Origin of the sequence: Reyranella sp. (assembly GCF_050185545.1) — a bacterium.
In the GTDB taxonomy this organism is placed as follows: domain Bacteria; phylum Pseudomonadota; class Alphaproteobacteria; order Reyranellales; family Reyranellaceae; genus Reyranella.
In genome coordinates this window covers 13,839-29,819 of sequence record NZ_JBFWZI010000049.1, presented here as the reverse complement: position 1 = coordinate 29,819, position 15,981 = coordinate 13,839, and the positions used below count along the sequence as shown (strand labels likewise).

Sequence of the window (15,981 nt, the reverse complement as noted above, 5' to 3'; positions counted from 1 at the left end):
CTACTCACCCGTCCATAGGAGGTTCAGGAAATCATCGAGCCGCAGGATCGCGACCCACTCTTCGCCGTTGGCACGGTGCATGACCACCGGCGTCGCGCCTTCTGACGCGTCAGAAATTGCTTGGGCGAGCCAGGCGTACACGCCCTTGGTCTTGCCCTCTACCCGCTTGGCCTCGATGTGGAAGCCCGGCAGGCCGACGACATCCGGGCTGTCGGCGCCGCCCTTGAACTGCTGCCCGCGCCGGGCGCCATAGCCGCGCTCGCGGAGCTTCTTTGCCAGCTCCAGCTCCCCAGCCTTGCCCTTGGCGCGCGAGTTCTTCATTTGCGGTATCGGTCCCCGACCCAGGTTTCGCTGTTGACCGGCAGCCCGATCTCTCGGGACCACGCCGTGCCCTCAATCATTATCTCGCGGAATGCCTTCTCGTCAACCGACGAACCCATGGGTTCGGCTACAGCTTCGTCGTGGACGGTTAAGACGAGGGGAAAGCCGTTCTCCTCAAGCCGGAACATCGCGGCCACGAGCAGATCGCGGGCGAGGCCCTGAACCACGTTCTCGGTGAGGAGCCCGCCGTAGGCGTCGATCGTCTTGATCTGGCCCATCTTGCGGGCCTGGTAGGTCCAGCACTCGCGCCAGACATCGGCGCCGTTGCGGTCCTGCCACGGCATGAGCCGCTTCACGAGCTGCGGGTTCCAGTAGTAGAGCTTGCGTGTGGAGGGTAGGCGCGCGGTCATCCAGCCGCCTTCGAGCGCGTAGGTCACACCATACGCCTCGTGCGGCTGCCGCGTCTGCACGGTGCGCAGGGCGGCAGCCTCCAGACCCTTCCACAAGTCGGGGACGGTCGGCGCCCAGTCGTTGCGGTAGGTGTCGATCACGTCCTTGGCGAACTCGACGGGCTGGTGCGCGCAGTAGCGCGAGTGGAACTTCGCGTGCCCCATGCCGAAGCCGCAGCCGAGCACAGTGTTCTTGGCAATCTGGCCCTGCTCCTGCCACTCGGGCTTCTTGCGGTCGAACGTGGGGTCGCCGTAGATGAGGGCGCCCATGTCATTGTACGCGTCGATCTTGAGGCCGTTGGGCAGGCGCTCGCCGCTGTCGGCGCGGCGGAAGAGTTCGATCTTGTCCTTCTGACCGGCGAGCGCGAGCACGATGCGCGCCTCGATCGTGGAGAAGTCGCCGGATACAAAGGTGTGTCCCTTCTCGGCAATCAGAGCGTGGCGGAGCCCGCCGGCCACCGCCTCGACGGCCGGCCCTAGGATCATCTCGGTATATTCCCAGTCGCCGGTCATCAAGGTGCCGACGATCAGGTCCACGGACTTGCCGCGCACGGCGTCGGTAGGGCGCGGGAAGTTCTGTGGCTGGAGGATGCGGCCTGCCCAGCGGCCGGGGCCGGCGCCGTGGTATTGGAGGAGCCCGCGGGCGCGGCCGTCGCTGTTGGTGCAGACGGCCATGCGATCGAGCTTCTTGATGGCGGCCGAGCCGACGAGCTGGCGTATCTGGAGGGCGCGCTTGACGTGCTCGGGCAGCGTGATCTCCCACGTCTCGGAGCCGTCGTCCTCTGCCACGTCGTCGCTGTCGTCCACCGTGCCGCCGAGCACGCCGGCGATCGTGGCTTTGGTGAGGTCGGGCAGGTGGACGCCCTCCTTCTCCAGCCAGCCCATGATGCGGTCGCGCTGCGTAAAGGCGAGCCCGCCGGTGATCTCCTCGAACTCCTTGGCCAAGGGCACCGTGGCTTCATCCACAATCTTCTGGCACGCCAGAACGTAGCGGCGGTCGATCTTGATGCCGCGCTGGTTGATCTTCTGGTCGAGCAGCCACACGCGGCGCTCGCCAGGCTGTAGCCAGCCGAGGCGGTCTAGCGCCTCTCGCTCCTCCCCGATGTCGCTCTCGCAGTATTGATAGACGCGGGCTAGGGTCTCCGGGCGGCGGTCGAGCATCCCGGTCTTCTTGTTTGGCTTCGACAGGGAGATCGTGAGCGCCCGCCCCTCCTTGTCCTTCTCGTGGCGGAGGCCGAGCGCCCGGCCCAGCATGTCGAGTTCGAGCGGGAGCTGCTTCTGCGCAGCAATCGCCATGGTGTCGTTCCACCGCTTGTTCGGGATCGGCGGGAAGCCGAAGACCGGCACCATGATGTGATGCCAGATGGCGCGCTCGAAGTCGCCGTGGCTGACGAACATGGCGCTCTCGTCTTTGAGCAGTGCGTGCAGCTCCCCGTTGACTTCTCGCCAGCGGTTCCAATCCTCCATGGGCGCGTCGAGCGCGGGCGGCGGATACCACGTCAGGGCCGCTCCTGTCATGGACGGGTTCAGCGGCTCGAAGGAGAGGCACAGCACCTCCGTCGTCGGGTGCTCCGCGTAGGCCCACGCGCCGACAACCTTCAGGTCCGCGGCGCTGGCCGTCTCGAAGTCCATGACGTGAGAGGTGACGCCCATGCTAGTTGACGGCCTCGCCTGGCGCCGGCCCGAAGAGCACCTGGATCACCTGATCCAACTGGTCGAACAGCATTAGCTCCGGCACGTTCGAGGCCAAGAACTCCTCCCAACTGACAAGCAGCCCGGCGCTTCGGCCGTCGTGGAAAGCTTCGAGCCTGACGGCCTTGCAGCGGTGGCACAGCTCGACGGTGACGAGCAGATCGAGCCATCTGTCCTCGTATTCCTCGGCGCGCTTGGCGACGGCCCACAGGGCACTCAGGTGTTCGTTGGTCATCGTAGAACCTCCAGAATGGCGTCAAGGCGCACATTCACAAAAAGGAGCTGCACCCATACACTGAGGAGAAGAACGTAGCCGAAGAAGTTCATGTGCCTGTCCATCCGTTGATGTGGAGCTTAAAGCGGGCGCGGTTCTCCTGCGCCGCCCTTTCCAATTCGTACTCGGCGTCGGCCACCTGGCGGGCGGCGTCTGCCTTCTCCTTGTCGGTCTTCGCGGCGTCGAGCCGCTGCTTGGCGATCAGAAGCAGGTCCGAGAGATCACGAGCGTGCTCGATGCCGGCAAGCCCAACGCTGTTCTTGAGATCATCGAGCGTTCCCATCGTTCCCCCGGAGGAAGGTGGCAGGGGGCCGTGGTCCCCCGCCGTTGTCGTGAGGCTCCGAGCCTAGAACGGGATTTCGTCGTCCACTTCGCCGGACCAGTCGCTCCCGGCGGTCGGGTCTTCGGCCGAGACCGAACCGACGTAGCCGGAGAAAGCTTCTGCTCCCGAGCGACGGCCGCTGATGCGGGTGCCGCCGCCACAGGCGAACACTTGGTTGAGATACGCGGTGACGCCGGGCTGCCCGTTGTTCACCTCGTCGTACCACACAAGGTTGATCTCCCCGAGCACCTTGGCGCCGAAGAAGAACTTGTCCTTGTACGTCTTCAGCAGCTCGGGGTCGTCCAGGGTGAGGACGCCGTTGACCACCTTGCCCTTGTGGATCGGCAACGCGAGCGTGCCGAGCAGCGAGAGCACGGGCTGGTACTTCGACCGAGCCGCGATCACCACCTTGCCACGCTGGAACTCAGCGTCGCCGGTGTACTTGTCGCCCAGCTTCGCCTTCCGCTTGTCGGCCAAGACCGTGCCGTTCGAGAACGGGGTCTTGATCGTCTTCAGGTCGATGTCGGGACGGGCCGCCTTGGCGAGCTTCGCCGTCAGGGCCTTCATGGACTTCAAGTCCTCACTGTCCGGCTCGAACACGAAGTTCGCGCCGAACTTGGGTTCGCCCTTCGGCTTGCCGGTGCGAGGGTCCGTGAACGGCTTGGCCTCGAACAGCGCCGGGTGGGCGAGAATGACCGGGATAGTGAGAGTGAAGATGGAGGAGTTCTTGTCTGACATGGGAGTAACCTTTGGTTAGGGAACGCTAATGACTAGCTTCGGCACCTTAGTTCAGGCGGGACGGCCGATCAAGGCATTTCTCCAGTCCCAGTACGCCTTCGCGGGAACGTCGGGCATCCCGCACATCCGATCCAGATTGACGGAGATCAGGTAAATGGTCATCAGGTATCCGCCGGGCTCCCAGTGCTCGGTGACAACGATTGCGCGGTACGGCATGAACGCCTGGACTTTGGAGACGGCAACAATCTCCTGCGCCAGCGGCCTCCACCATACTACCGGGCCACCAGTGAGGAACCCTTCGTGCAGCGCGGCGGGGCTGAAGGGCTCCTCCACCGGGGCTGCCTCCTTCGGGATGGGAATGCAGCGCCCCGTGATCCCCTGCGCGTGCGCCGGCTCCGGCGTGCAGGCGGCAACCAGCAGAACTAGGAAGGCGGTCGCCATGATCGCCCAGTTGCCAAACCAGAAGCGTGCGGTGTTCATTTCTGGCTCTCCACGAAGGCGGCGAAGGTCTCGCTCGGGGCGCGCATCTTCACGGCGACGCGCTTGTCCGACGCCAGGGCCACGGTAAGACCGCTCTCCGGCGTGTGGGCATACTCCTTGACCAGCAGCTTGGCACGGCCGCCCAGCTCTTCGATCTGCGCCGGGGATTTGAACTCCGGCTTGGTCATCACAGCTTCGTCCCCGAGCTGCGCCCGCAGGACTTCGGCAGCGCCAGGGTTCCAGACGCGGTTGGCCTTCTTGGGCACCAACTTGATGAGGCTGAACGGGCGGCCCAGGGAAAGGCGGCGGAAGGCTTCCTCCTCCAGCGCCTTGAGGTAGTTCTTGACGGCGGCCGCAGCCTCGTAGTTCGCCTCTACCGCGGCGTCAGACAGGTCCACCACGCTCTTGGGGTCGGCCGCAGCGGCGGCGCCGAACATGGCGACCATGGCAGGGCAGACCAGCTTGGCGGGGCAGAAGCGACAGTGCTTGCCGGGCGACAGGGAGGCGTCGGTGGCGGTGCGCTCCATGGCGGGGCGCAGCTCGTACTCCGCCCAAATCTGGAGATCGTCGGCGCTGATCTCCCACTCGCGCACCGGCCCGTCAGGATGGTAGGCGCGCGGCTGTATGATGCGGATGCGAACAAGACCCACATCAGGATGTTTCCGCAGGAGCCCGTAGGCGTAGTACATGAGCTGCGGGTTCTCGAAGGCGTCCACCGCGATCCCCGCGCCGTACTTGAAGTCGTTCACGTCGAGAACGCGGCTTTCCCCCTCCGGGTTGTGACCCCCCGGCCAGAGGACACCACAGTCCACGGTGCCGTAGAACTGGGGATGAAAGTCGGGCGCGTCGATCTGCGTCTCGATCCACACATCACCGCCCTCGAAGGTCGGGCGCACCGTGTCGATGAAGAGCTGGATCGCGTCGGCCATCTCGACGTTGCAGACGATCTTCTTATCGTCCGCCTTGTACACATGGCCGACGACTTCCCAAGCGTCGAGACCTTCCCGCAGGCAGGTCTCAAGGAAGTGGTGGGCGGCGGTGCCCTCCGTTGCGAACTCGCTCTCGTCGCTCGGCGGAAGCTGGAGGTGCTGGAGGAGGCCCACGCTTCCGGGGCACTCCATCCACCTCTCTGCTCCCGACGCCCCCAAGGGGCTGTGCGCGCGCTCGCCCACCGTATCCCCCTACTCTGGAAGCTCGGTGTCGAAGGAAGCGATCGCTTCGACCCCGGCGTCCGTATGGTTGAACTGTACGCCTATGCGGTCACTATACGGCGCGTCGATCTTGTCCGTGACCGCATCCTGCACCTTCTGCCGGATCAGTTCCTCGATCTCATCCTGCGAGAATGAGATCGTCGTTGTGGCTATCTTCATCGGTTCCTCCTACGCCTTGATGGCCTTCAGCTTCTCAAGGAAGCCGGCGCGGGCTGCCTGCGGGATCGCCGCCGGTCCCTTGCCGACACCGGCCAGCTCGCCGATGATCTTCTTGATCTGCTGCGCCGCGGAGCCGCCGACCGAGGCCGCGCGATTGCACGCCTCCAGCAGTTCCTTGTCGGTGATCTCCGGCGCATCGCCGGTCCAGTCGGCGTCGAGCGCCGCCGGGTCCTTGCGGTCCTCCGGGGTCTTGGTGATGTTGGGCTCCGCCCCAGTGCCCGCCGTCTGCGGCCCGCTGGTATCGTCCGTTAGGGCTGCCGGATCACTCGGCGCCGGGGTCGGAGTTTCTGGTGTCGGCGGCTTGCGCGGCCGGCGCGTGGTGGTCGGCTTCTCGGCCGGCGCTGCGTTGGCGCGGTCCAGTAGCGCCTCGACGGCCGTGTCGGTGAGGAGAACCGGGATAGGCTCGGAGATACCAAGCGCCGTGTGGACCGTGCTCATGGCCAAGGCCAAGGCATTGGTGACAACCCTCACGGCGTCGTCGCCCTCCCGGCAGGCGAACGTGATGCTCGCCTTCTTGTTCTCGTACTCCGCGATCTTGCGCGAGCGCTCGTAGCTGACGGCGCCGCCGGTAATGCCCATGTCCTTGCTCATCGTGCTTGCTCCATTGACCATTTGAAGGAAACGTGGACCGCCTGAACGCGCGGGACGCGCTTCATCACGGTGACAAGACGGCCGCGTTTATCGTATTGTGGCTTCCCGGTGCGGGGATGCGGCACGAAGACCCGGCGCATCACGTTGCGAGTGATGGCGTAGAAGGGGTGATCGCGCCAGGCGCGGATGCCCTTCTCGGGTTCCTGCCGGAAGATCATGCGCCGCGCGGTGCGGTAACTAGCTGCTGGTCTCACTTAATTCTCCGGTCTAGTGCCTTGTCGGTGACTTGCAACTTGCGGAGCGCGCTGCCCAGTATCTTTTCTAGGATCGAGCCGGGCGCGACAAAGATGTCCCCCTGTACTTGCCTCGTCTGCCCGCCCCTGTCAAGGCGGTCGAAAGCCTGGATGTTATTTCCTGGCACCCAGTCGGGCTCCGCGATCAGCGCGTGCGTGCAGACGTGTTGCAGCCCGTCGGTGCCGGTTCCCAAGGAAAGCAGGTTGCCCAGGATGATCTTGCAGCGGGGGTCGCTCTGGAACTTTTTAACCAAGCGATCTTTTTTCACGGCCGACGTGCCGCCGTCCACGCGGAGGACGCCGTGCTTCTGCCACCGCCGCTCCAGCTCGGTCATCACACTCAGGTGCCAGGCGAACACGACCAGCTTCTCTTCGCCGCCGTCGATCAGCATGTCCACGTAGTCGGCGATCTGCGGGGCCAGCGCCTCGCCCATCATGCGCCGGATCGTCGCGATCTCGCCGCCGAACAGGTCGATGTGCTCGTCGTAGTTCTCCGGGTCGATGTGCAGCAGGCTCTCCGCGTTCAGGGCCTCCTTCACCGCCGCCGTCTCCTCCAGCGTCACCACGTCATAGACGGGGAGCTTGAGCTGCGGCATCACGTCCCGCTTCAGGTGCCGCGTCATAAAGTGCGAGCGCAGACGCGCTTGCAGCTCCGCGTGGCGGCCGGTGCGCTCGTCGGTATACACCTTCACCTGCCCCGTCACCGGGTCGATGCGCTCCCCACGGATCGCGGGGTTGAAGCGGGTCACGAAGGCGTCCTCGCTCATCCAGTCGATGCTGTCCCAGCAGAGATTGCGGGCGAGAGTGTATGCCTCCCGCGGGCGGTTGGGCAGCGGCGTGCCGGTGAGGGCGAGCACCATCTTGGCCTTCGACGCCAGCGGCTCGAACGTCAGCTTGGTGCCGCCGCCGAACACGGCGCGGGTGCGGGTCGCGTCCACCGTCTTGAGGTAGTGCGCCTCGTCAATGATGAGCAGGTCGTAGTCGAGCTTCGCCAGCGCGCGGCCGATCGCTTCGGTGCGCGCCAGCTCGTAACTCACGACTGTCCATTGGGCGTTCGGGTTGACGCCGTGGCGGGAGTGGGTGATGGGGTGGATGACGTAGGGCCAGCGCATCGTGGTCCATTCGCGGATGCGGGCGACCCACTGGAGGCGGATGCTGGCAGGTACGATGCAGAGGACGCGCTTCGCGCCAATCTCATTCGCAAGGGCAATCGCGATGGGAGTTTTGCCGAGCCCCGGCTGGTCCCCGACAAGAGTGTGCGGGCGGCGGAGGGCGTACTCGATGTCCGCCTTCTGGAAGGGCCATAGCTCTTTGTCATAGGGCACCTTGATGTGGGCGTTGCTGGTGGGCGCCCAGCTCGCCTCGATCTCCGAGAGCATGTGGCCCATCTCGGCGCGGGCGCGCGGCGTGGCGTAGCCGGCGAAGGCTGCCGCCGCGTAGGGGTTGTGCGACAGCAACACGGCTTCTTGTGCGGTGCTCGCCGGCAGCGAAAGGTCAAGCCCGTGATCCCGCATAAGCACGCGGATGTCGTGCTCTCCACGATTGACGCGAAGAAAGTACGCAAGGGTGCGGGGGTTGTAGTCTAGGAGCAACGCAGATACTCCGCCGCCCGCTCCAGCAGTTCCGGGCTGTCGCCAAAATGCCCCAGCGCCACGTTACAGTGGTGGCAGAGGAGCCCCCGGATTTTTCCCGTGGCGTGGTCGTGATCTACCCGCAGCACTTTCCACTGCCCCTCTTCCGCCGGCCGCCGGCAGATTTTGCAACGGCCCTCTTGGGCGCGCTCCATGGCGTTGTAATCGTCGCGCGTAATGCCGTACCGCCGGAGCCAGTCACGGCGCGTACGCGGGGGAGTTCTCTTCCGTTCCTGCTTGCGGCGGTTTGTCTCCCGCCCCTTGGGCGAGCGAGCATAGCGACGCTGCCGAGCAAGGCGACGCTCGCGCGCTTCGGGAGTTTCTGGCTTTCTCATTCTGGCGCGTCAGAAACTACGCGGCCGGATAGACGAGCTGGTAGTCTGCCGAATACGGCTTCTCAGCGTCCGGCGGCACGATGTTGTAGCCCTGGTGGCGCGGGAGCTGGTCCATGAAGATGCGGTGGAAGGAGATGTGCGCGATGCGGCCGCTCTTGGTGCGGTAGCGGGCAAGCGGCTTCGCGACGGTGCCGGCGATCTTGTTCACCGTGATGACGCGATCCTCTTCGGGGACGCGCGGGTCGTTGTTGTACAGCTTCGTGCCGGCCACGATGTCTTGGACAGTGGCAGAGCGGCGGGTCTTCGGGCGGCCGTAGGGGTTCATTGGTTTGCTCCTATGCGTCGATGTATGGGAGGGAAAGGAACTCAGCGACTTCAGCGGGGATCGCGATGCCCGCCTTTCTCTCCCGCCTCACGCTCACGCGTATGTTCGCCTTTGCGTGGTTGAACTCCGCGAGAGTAATCGGGAAGCCGTATCGTTGCAACATGAACATCGCATATTTCTCCGCGATGGTTTCCTCCAGGCTGGTCGTGCCCCACGCTTCGTGCCCGACGTGGAGCAGAAACTCCCCCGCGTCCAGGCGCAATGCGTGACAGACTTCGTGGAAGAAGACCCACAGCGCGCGGTAGCCGTGCTTGTACGCCGGGATGGTGATGCGGCGCAGCGGGGTCCGCGTGGCGCCGCTAGTATGCGGGGAGCGGATGATCTTCCAGTCTCGGGGCGTCTCCGCCCGCACGATCGCGTCCAGCAGCTTCGGCGTGATCTCAACGCGATGTCGTTCGGCCATGCAGTTGACAGTCCCCCGGCGAGCGAGCTATTTCTACCGGGCCGAGGAGAAGTATGTCAAGCCAGCCTTCCGAACGACACCGACAAGCTCTTGCGCTCGCGACCGCGGGCATCCCTGTCTTTCCGTGCGTTCCAAACGGGAAGCCGCCGGCCGTCGAGAACGGCTTCCTGCGCTCCACCACTGACATCGAACAGATCAATGCCTGGTGGGCCGAGGCTGATTACAACATTGGCGTGGTGCCCGAGCGCGCCGGCTGGGCCGTGGTCGATCTCGACGGCAAAGAGGGATGGGACGCATGGACCCGCCTGGTGCGCGAGCACCGGGGCGTGCCCGAGACCTACGCCGTGCGAACGCCGCGTGGCGGCCTCCACCTCTATTACGAGGGGTCGCTGCCGAGCACGGTCAAGAAGCTGGGCGACGGCGTGGATACGCGAGGGCGGGGTGGCTATGTGCTGGTCCCGCCCTCTGTAGTTGACGGGAAACCTTACCGCACGGAAATCGACATCGACCCGGCGCCGCTGCCGCCGTGGATCGACGCCAAGCTGCGCTCGCACCTCCCGCCAGTTTCTGACGTGCCAGAACACGTTGACCAAGCGGCGGCCGAGCGGCGGGCGCGGCAACATCTCTCCCGCATGGGGCCAGTGCTTGAGGGCACGCGCGACAACACCGCCTTCAAGGTGGCGTGCGAGCTGCGCGATCTCGGCTGCGACCCCGATCTCTCGCTCCGGCTCATGCAGGAGCTTTGGAACCCTCTGTGTGTCCCGCCGCTGGATGACGAGACGCTGCGCATCAAGGTCGATAGCGCCAGTCGTAACGCTCAGAACGCGATGGGCTCCAGCGCGAGCGCTCCACCGTCCGAAGTCTTCGGCGCCATCCTCGGCACCTTGGCGCCGGAAGACACGACGGTGGAGCCTCGCAGTGAACAAGCGCGCGGTCCCGTGCTCCGCAACGTGCGTGAGCTGCTGGCGCTGCCCGACCCCGTGCCCCTGGTCGAAGGGATCATCATGCAGGGGGAGAACTTCGCGATCGTCGGCGCCCCGAAGCAGGGCAAGTCGATGCTCGCGCTCGACATCGGCATGAGCGTGGCCTACGGGCTGCCCGTGCTGGGCCAGCTCAAGGTCCACAAGCCAGGGCCGGTGATCTACCTGTCGAGCGAGGGTGAGACCTACCTGAAGCAGCGCGTCGATGCGTGGCTGCACGACCGCGCCGTGCTCGACGTGGAGGCACCCTTCTACCACGTCAGCGATCTGCCCAAGGTCAGCGGCGGCGAGGAGGAGCTGGACGCCTACGTCAAGCTGCTGGTCGGCGGCGGGATCACCGAAGCCGTGCTCCTCATCATGGACACCTTCAGCCGCTCGCTGCACATGCTCGATGAGAACGACGCGGCCAGCGCAAACGGATACGACGCCATGGCGCGGGCGATAATGCGCACCTTCAAGTGCTCGCTGCTGACGCTGGCGCACACGCCGGTGACCGGCGGGCGCATCCGTGGCAACACGGCGGCCATGGGCAACTTCGACGGAACCGGATTGCTCGATGAACACCACGACTTCCAGCGTCACGCCCGCGGCAACAACGCGCGCTTCGGGACCGAGCTGCTTGAGACCCCCCATGGTCCGGTGCTCCGCTGGCGCAAGCACCGCGAGGACGACAAGCGGCGCAAGGTGATGTCGGTGGATCAGGACATGCTCGATCTTCGCCGCGCGCTCGAAGAGCTGAACGCCTACGGCGAAGACAACGGGGTGTCCCGAAAGGTGGTGATGGAGACCGCCTGGCCGCAGGGTCCGAACGAGACCGACGCGACGTGGAAAGCCCGGCTCCTAAGCAAGAGCCGGGGCATGAACCCTAAGATGCGGGCGGCGGAGGAGCAGGGTCTGAAGCACGGCTCTCTGTGGTGGCTGGCGTCTCAGCCCACACCTGAAGAAACTTCTGAGCCTGGAGACGAGTAATCCCCGCAGCGTCGGCGGCGCGATCGAGCGCGTCCTTCTCGGGCGGCGCGATGTAGGCGTGCCACAGCCACGGGCGCACCATCTTGTTGCGCATGTGCGCCTTGCCTGGTCGCGGCTCCCCGCGCGAGCAGTAGCCGGCGAGGGCGCCGGACTTCCCGAGCTGCTGCACGATCTTGATGAGACGCTGGCGGGCGGCGACGCCCTCCCCCTTGGCTAAGGCTTCGGGGTAAATAACCTCGATCAACGCCATGGTGCCGAAGGGGGCGCCAGGGCGCCGGGCGATGGCGTCCTTGACCGCCTCGATCACAACGCCCGCGATGTCGGCGGTCTGGTTCTCGGGCTTCAGGATTTCGTTCCACTTGGTCATGCTGCCACCTGTACAGCCGGGAAGGTCACGCCCTCTGCGCGACGGGTTGATGTGCGACGGAGCGCGTCGGCCTTCACGTCGCTCGGCAGCCAATAGCCTTGGCGCATGTAGTGGAGCGCCCGCGCCGCGGCGAACGGGTCGTTGGCGTCCGCCTCCCCGTGCAGCCGGGCCGCTTCGTAGAGCGGCGCCTGCGTGGGATAGAAGGGGCGGCGCGCGGGGCGATCCCGCGTCGGGTCGGGGATGTCCTTAATAATGTCGTTCCAACGCTGATCCAGCAGTTCGAGCAGCGGCGACGTGCGGTCCTCTTTCACTTCCATTCCCCTTCCGTCAGGTAAAGCCATTGGCAACCGGGAGCACCCATGGCTATGAGGATCTGAACGACGCCTTCAGCGAACTCAGCGAGCGACCTGTCGCGAGTGGCAGCGTTGGCGGCGGCGGCGGCGGCGGCGGCGTAGGCGGCGGCGGTGGCGGCGGCGGCGGCGTAGGCGGCGTTGTCGGCGGCGGTGGCGGCGGCGTAGGCGGCGTAGGCGGCGTAGGCGGCGTTGGCGGCGGCGTAGGCGGCGGCGTAGGCGGCGTAGGCGGCGTTGGCGGCGGCGGCGGTGGCGGCGGCGTAGGCGGCGGCGTAGGCGGCGTAGGCGGCGTTGGCGGCGGCCTTCGTGCCCTTCTTCTCGCAGCGCGCCGCAGCATCCAGCATCTTCTGCCGGTGCTCGGCGTTCTTGTGGATCGAGGCGGCAGCACGAAGGGCGACCGGGACCGAGGAGCGGATAGCGAGTTCAGCAACCCGCTTGGCGAACTCGCTATCATCGAGTACGCCCTTACTTCCAAGCTGGGCGAGTGCGAGGCGGCGCAGTCCCTTCGCCCGAGCCATCGGGGAGGACCAGCACTTGTCGTTCAGGCTGATCTTGAGCTGTCGGAGGGCTGGCGAGACGCACTGCGGGTCGTCTCCGTGAGGCAGGCCGAGAGCATAGCAAACAGCCGCCTCGACACACATCTTGCCCGGCTCGGGTATGCCGACGCCATGAGACAATCCGCAATCCACGACTTCCAAAACCTTAGCTGCAATTTTCTTTGTGATCTTCTTCACGGCAGAACTCCCATGGCTTGAAGAATGGTGAGGGTGGGCAGGGTGAGACACCAGCCCAGCAGGAACGCGATGGTGACGGCGCGCATCATAGCCAGCCGACCATGGCGAAGAGCGCAACAACAAAAAGGCTGATCCCAAGAGCGAAGCACACAGCGTCCACGTCAGTGCTTCCAGCTCTCGCGCTGGCGCTCGATGTGCTCGGACATCTTGCGCTCGTCGCGGCTGATCCAGGCGTGCATCGTGTTCAGGATTTCCTCCTGCTCCTTGGCCGTCGCGTCGATCACCACGAAGAGCCAGGCGACCGCAGCGGTAAGCTCGTCGGCTGTGCAGATGGGGCGGGGCTCGCTCACGCGCTCGTCGGTCCAGCGGGTCCAGACCGAGCCGGTCAGCGAAATGATCGCATTGTCGCCCAGCGTAGGCACCTCGATCTTGCCGGGGATGCTCGTGTGCATGTTGAGGGCGGCGCGGAGCACCAGGCGCAGGATGCGGAAGCCACAGCCGGGGCACTGGCCGCGCAGAGCCGGGTCTTGCACCGCGATGAACGCCCGCGCCTGCCAGGTGGCAAGCTTCTCGTCGGTCATCCGGCGAACGGTATCGGTAAGGGCGTCTGCCATGCGATCCTCTGTTGGTGGGGTGCGGGGAGAGCCGCATAAATTGTCGAGCCCTCCCCGTCCCTGGGCGCCGCGCGAGGAACCAACCAGCGCGGGCCGATCCTTGTCTAGCCCTCCTTGGGCCAGTGGTCAAGCTCCTCGGCGACAATGCCGGGGCCTACGTAAACGCGATTGCAAAGGGCCGTCAGCGTGTCGCGCGTAGGCGTGAATTTGAGGACGGACAGGCGGGTGTACGCTGCCTTGCCCCATATCTCCCCGAGTGCCTTAGCGGGCTTCTTGTTGGCGAGCACCAGCGAGAGCGCGCCGCGTTCCAGCAGGTAGAGTTTCATGTGAGCACCCAGTAGGCTAGGGCCGCGACCGCCGCGAGGATTGCGAGCGGCCGAGCCATGGTGGACAGGTCGAGCGACGGCATGACGACTGCCTGCCGCTCCTTCCAGCCGAGCGCGGCACGATTGTCCGCGAGCTGTCTCCGTCGCGCCGGGCTCACAACAGCCAGTCTCCAAAATGAGAAATAAACTCCCTGCCTAGTTCCTCTGGATCGTCCCCAACGATCATGTATCCATCCTCGTCGTCGTTAGGGTCCCACAACACCCACTCGCCAGGGTACGCCTCCGCCCGGTGGACAAGTGGCAATGAAGCCGCAGCGGCGAACGTGTCGCGACGATCCAGCCGGTAGCCGTTGTCTTGGATTGCTTTCTCTGCCGGAGTCATGTGAGTACCGCCACGAGAGCATAGAGCGCAGCGCCCGCGAGCGCGGCGCCGACGACTTGCGGCCAGGTGGGCCAAGGCCAGCGGGTGACAATCGTGACGGGCTCGATTGCCGGCCCCCGGCCGCTGCGCGCGGCGCGGGGAGTATAGGTGATGCGTGATGTCATGTTCGGTTCCTCGGTTAGCGGGAAAGCCCCGCGTGCTGGCGTCTCTGACACGCCAGAAGCGCGATGCTCTCAGGCGCCAGGTGCGAAGCCAGGCCAAAGCTGTGAGTGCGCATCTGTGGGGCGCGTGCGCAAGAGGACGGCGCGGGCCTCCCCGTCGATCGGCCCATTGAAGATGTCGAATTGCGCGCCGCTGTAGCCGCTGCCGCCGGTCAGAGTGATGCGCGCCCAGTCTTTGCCGTTGCGCTCATAGAGGCGCACGGTCACGCCTCCATCCCAGCCGTTTGCGGTAATTTCCAGGCCGCTCGCCTTGCTGCCAAGGCGGGAAGCCTGCCCGCGTATTCCCTGCACTGTTCCACGAAAATGTGCCATTGTTGGTTCCTCGGGTTAGCGGGAAAAGCCCCGCGGCGGATGCTCTCTTGCGGAGAGCACCCTAGCGCGAAGCTCTTACCGAGACGTTAACGCTTGAGCTTCATCGCCTCCGCCTGGGAGTGCGCCAGTTCGTCGGCGGACTGCCCGCCCATGAAGCCGGCGTTTTCATCGTAGCCGGTTTCCTCCATTGAGATTGATGGTGCATCCTCTTCCATCCGGTCGGCGATAAGCCGAAGCTGCTCGGGGATGGGTAGGCCAACATCGTCGGGCGAGCGGTAGGCGGCAATCGCTTCCCCGATGTCCGCCAGCTTGGTGCGGGGCTGATAGGCCTCGGCCTTCCGTTCAAGCTCTTCCTGGGCGCGTTCCATGGCGTAGTCCATGCCGATGAAGCCCCAACAACTATCGACGTGCCCGCCGTCTTCGTCCTCGATCACATAGCCGAAGCACTCGCCGTTCATCCACCGACCAAATTCTTCAGCTACCAGCGCGGCACTCTTGCGGATGCTGTCCTCGGCGGTCTTCGTGTCGTACCACTCCGAACGCTTGAGCGCGATAATGCCGACTTGGCCGCTGTCCCAACGGTCGCCAAAATCGGCGATAGAAAGCGCCACGCCGCTATGTTCGAACATGAAGAGCGGGAAGATATACCAGTCGCTTTCATTCTCCTTCACCCATTCAGCCACGTCCTCGGGCGTGGACCCGCAAGCGCCCCTAGCCGGGTCGGAATAGTGGCGGGCAAGGATAACGATGCGCGTTCCATCGTCGTCCTCGTATGGCTGCGGGCAATCCTGGTCGTACTCGATGCGGGCAATTAGGCCGCTCGCGTGTTTGATCGTGTCAACGGTATCCATTTTGGTTCCTCAGTTTGGGCGGCGGAGAGTGCCGCGTGAGGGCGCCTGCGGTCAAGCGCCCCTGCGCGAAGCTCTCACAGGCAATAGGCGTAGAACGTCCCGCCCTTGCCGTCCTCATGCAAGCTGGCGATGGCATAGCGGAACGGATCATGCGGGTGCGGCAGGATATGGAACATGCCCGCCGGAAACTGAATGCTCAACGCCTTGGCGCGGCGATGTGCGCCGGCCTCGGTCAGATACTTGCGAATGCGCTTTGCCTTGGCCATGGGTTTCGGTTCCTTCGGTTAGCGGGCGCTAGGCGCCGATGCTGTTGATGCGATTGGCCGCGCGAAGGAGAATGGCGGACGCCTTGTCCCATTCCCTCGCGAGCAACTTGTCCTGCCAGTTGATGCGAATGTGATCGGCCTTCGCATCGGCAATGCCGGCCAGGGCAGCAGTGACGTTCTCCAGTGACGTAGCGTCCACGATGCGCTCCAGCGTTTCAAGCTGGCTCTTGTCGGGGAATGGGCGTGCGGTCATTTTCGGTTCCTC

24 protein-coding genes are annotated in these 15,981 nt (G+C 65.1%); 1 reads left to right on the top strand and 23 read right to left on the bottom strand.

Annotated elements, in window-relative coordinates:
• The 14 genes from AB7O82_RS15815 to AB7O82_RS15750 form a co-directional block, all read right to left on the bottom strand.
• Positions 1 to 321 carry a putative PDDEXK endonuclease gene (locus tag AB7O82_RS15815; RefSeq protein WP_428540807.1) on the bottom strand — a complete coding sequence of 107 codons (321 nt, stop codon included), beginning with the start codon at positions 319 to 321 and terminating at the stop codon, positions 1 to 3.
• Entirely contained in the window at positions 318 to 2,423 is a 2,106-nt protein-coding gene (locus AB7O82_RS15810; RefSeq protein ID WP_428540804.1) for a hypothetical protein, read from the bottom strand. The genes AB7O82_RS15815 and AB7O82_RS15810 overlap by 4 nt, the downstream gene beginning before the upstream one ends.
• Position 2,424: 1 nt before the next feature.
• Positions 2,425 to 2,697, bottom strand: coding sequence for a hypothetical protein (locus AB7O82_RS15805; RefSeq protein WP_428540801.1), 273 nt, complete (start codon positions 2,695 to 2,697; stop codon positions 2,425 to 2,427).
• An 88-nt stretch (positions 2,698 to 2,785) separates the two neighbouring features.
• The gene (locus tag AB7O82_RS15800) at positions 2,786 to 3,019 is read right to left on the bottom strand and encodes a hypothetical protein (RefSeq protein ID WP_428540798.1); all 234 of its coding nucleotides are present in this window, start codon (positions 3,017 to 3,019) and stop codon (positions 2,786 to 2,788) included.
• Between the two features lie 63 nt (positions 3,020 to 3,082).
• Positions 3,083 to 3,796, bottom strand: coding sequence for an ssDNA-binding protein (locus AB7O82_RS15795; RefSeq protein WP_428540795.1), 714 nt, complete (start codon positions 3,794 to 3,796; stop codon positions 3,083 to 3,085).
• A 51-nt stretch (positions 3,797 to 3,847) separates the two neighbouring features.
• Positions 3,848 to 4,276: a hypothetical protein gene (locus AB7O82_RS15790; protein ID WP_428540792.1), complete on the bottom strand. Its 429-nt coding sequence runs from the start codon at positions 4,274 to 4,276 to the stop codon at positions 3,848 to 3,850.
• The gene (locus AB7O82_RS15785) at positions 4,273 to 5,448 is read right to left on the bottom strand and encodes a DUF2800 domain-containing protein (protein ID WP_428540789.1); all 1,176 of its coding nucleotides are present in this window, start codon (positions 5,446 to 5,448) and stop codon (positions 4,273 to 4,275) included. Before AB7O82_RS15785 ends, AB7O82_RS15790 begins: the two co-directional genes overlap by 4 nt.
• A gap of 9 nt (positions 5,449 to 5,457) precedes the next feature.
• Positions 5,458 to 5,646: a hypothetical protein gene (locus tag AB7O82_RS15780; RefSeq protein ID WP_428540786.1), complete on the bottom strand. Its 189-nt coding sequence runs from the start codon at positions 5,644 to 5,646 to the stop codon at positions 5,458 to 5,460.
• 9 nt (positions 5,647 to 5,655) lie between these two features.
• On the bottom strand, positions 5,656 to 6,297 hold the full coding sequence (locus AB7O82_RS15775; RefSeq protein WP_428540783.1) for a hypothetical protein: 642 nt from the start codon (positions 6,295 to 6,297) through the stop codon (positions 5,656 to 5,658).
• Positions 6,294 to 6,515: a hypothetical protein gene (locus tag AB7O82_RS15770; protein WP_428540780.1), complete on the bottom strand. Its 222-nt coding sequence runs from the start codon at positions 6,513 to 6,515 to the stop codon at positions 6,294 to 6,296. Before AB7O82_RS15770 ends, AB7O82_RS15775 begins: the two co-directional genes overlap by 4 nt.
• Positions 6,516 to 6,547: 32 nt before the next feature.
• Positions 6,548 to 8,182, bottom strand: coding sequence for a DEAD/DEAH box helicase (locus AB7O82_RS15765; RefSeq protein ID WP_428540777.1), 1,635 nt, complete (start codon positions 8,180 to 8,182; stop codon positions 6,548 to 6,550).
• Entirely contained in the window at positions 8,173 to 8,376 is a 204-nt protein-coding gene (locus AB7O82_RS15760) for an endonuclease VII domain-containing protein (protein ID WP_428540774.1), read from the bottom strand. The genes AB7O82_RS15765 and AB7O82_RS15760 overlap by 10 nt, the downstream gene beginning before the upstream one ends.
• Positions 8,377 to 8,572: 196 nt before the next feature.
• Positions 8,573 to 8,881, bottom strand: a complete 309-nt coding sequence (locus tag AB7O82_RS15755; protein ID WP_428540771.1) for a hypothetical protein — start codon at positions 8,879 to 8,881, stop codon at positions 8,573 to 8,575.
• 10 nt (positions 8,882 to 8,891) lie between these two features.
• Positions 8,892 to 9,344 carry a hypothetical protein gene (locus AB7O82_RS15750; protein ID WP_428540768.1) on the bottom strand — a complete coding sequence of 151 codons (453 nt, stop codon included), beginning with the start codon at positions 9,342 to 9,344 and terminating at the stop codon, positions 8,892 to 8,894.
• A 53-nt stretch (positions 9,345 to 9,397) separates the two neighbouring features.
• Between AB7O82_RS15750 and AB7O82_RS15745 the strand changes: the two genes are divergently transcribed.
• Positions 9,398 to 11,293, top strand: a complete 1,896-nt coding sequence (locus AB7O82_RS15745) for a bifunctional DNA primase/polymerase (protein ID WP_428540765.1) — start codon at positions 9,398 to 9,400, stop codon at positions 11,291 to 11,293.
• Here the strand turns inward: AB7O82_RS15745 and AB7O82_RS15740 are convergent.
• From AB7O82_RS15740 to AB7O82_RS15700, 9 genes are all read right to left on the bottom strand, one after another.
• On the bottom strand, positions 11,190 to 11,660 hold the full coding sequence (locus AB7O82_RS15740) for a hypothetical protein (protein ID WP_428540762.1): 471 nt from the start codon (positions 11,658 to 11,660) through the stop codon (positions 11,190 to 11,192). The genes AB7O82_RS15745 and AB7O82_RS15740 overlap by 104 nt on opposite strands.
• A complete protein-coding gene (locus tag AB7O82_RS15735) occupies positions 11,657 to 11,977 on the bottom strand; it encodes a hypothetical protein (RefSeq protein ID WP_428540759.1) in 321 nt (106 codons plus the stop codon). Before AB7O82_RS15735 ends, AB7O82_RS15740 begins: the two co-directional genes overlap by 4 nt.
• Positions 11,968 to 12,744, bottom strand: coding sequence for a hypothetical protein (locus AB7O82_RS15730; RefSeq protein ID WP_428540756.1), 777 nt, complete (start codon positions 12,742 to 12,744; stop codon positions 11,968 to 11,970). Before AB7O82_RS15730 ends, AB7O82_RS15735 begins: the two co-directional genes overlap by 10 nt.
• Positions 12,745 to 12,905: 161 nt before the next feature.
• Entirely contained in the window at positions 12,906 to 13,325 is a 420-nt protein-coding gene (locus AB7O82_RS15725) for a hypothetical protein (protein ID WP_428619753.1), read from the bottom strand.
• Between the two features lie 137 nt (positions 13,326 to 13,462).
• On the bottom strand, positions 13,463 to 13,684 hold the full coding sequence (locus AB7O82_RS15720; protein WP_428540750.1) for a hypothetical protein: 222 nt from the start codon (positions 13,682 to 13,684) through the stop codon (positions 13,463 to 13,465).
• 615 nt (positions 13,685 to 14,299) lie between these two features.
• Positions 14,300 to 14,599, bottom strand: a complete 300-nt coding sequence (locus AB7O82_RS15715; RefSeq protein ID WP_428540744.1) for a hypothetical protein — start codon at positions 14,597 to 14,599, stop codon at positions 14,300 to 14,302.
• Positions 14,600 to 14,685: 86 nt separating this feature from the next.
• A complete protein-coding gene (locus AB7O82_RS15710) occupies positions 14,686 to 15,450 on the bottom strand; it encodes a hypothetical protein (protein ID WP_428619752.1) in 765 nt (254 codons plus the stop codon).
• A 74-nt stretch (positions 15,451 to 15,524) separates the two neighbouring features.
• Positions 15,525 to 15,716: a hypothetical protein gene (locus AB7O82_RS15705; protein WP_428619750.1), complete on the bottom strand. Its 192-nt coding sequence runs from the start codon at positions 15,714 to 15,716 to the stop codon at positions 15,525 to 15,527.
• A gap of 28 nt (positions 15,717 to 15,744) precedes the next feature.
• Positions 15,745 to 15,981 (bottom strand): hypothetical protein (locus AB7O82_RS15700; RefSeq protein WP_428619749.1); only part of this gene is annotated, 237 nt, incomplete at its 5' end.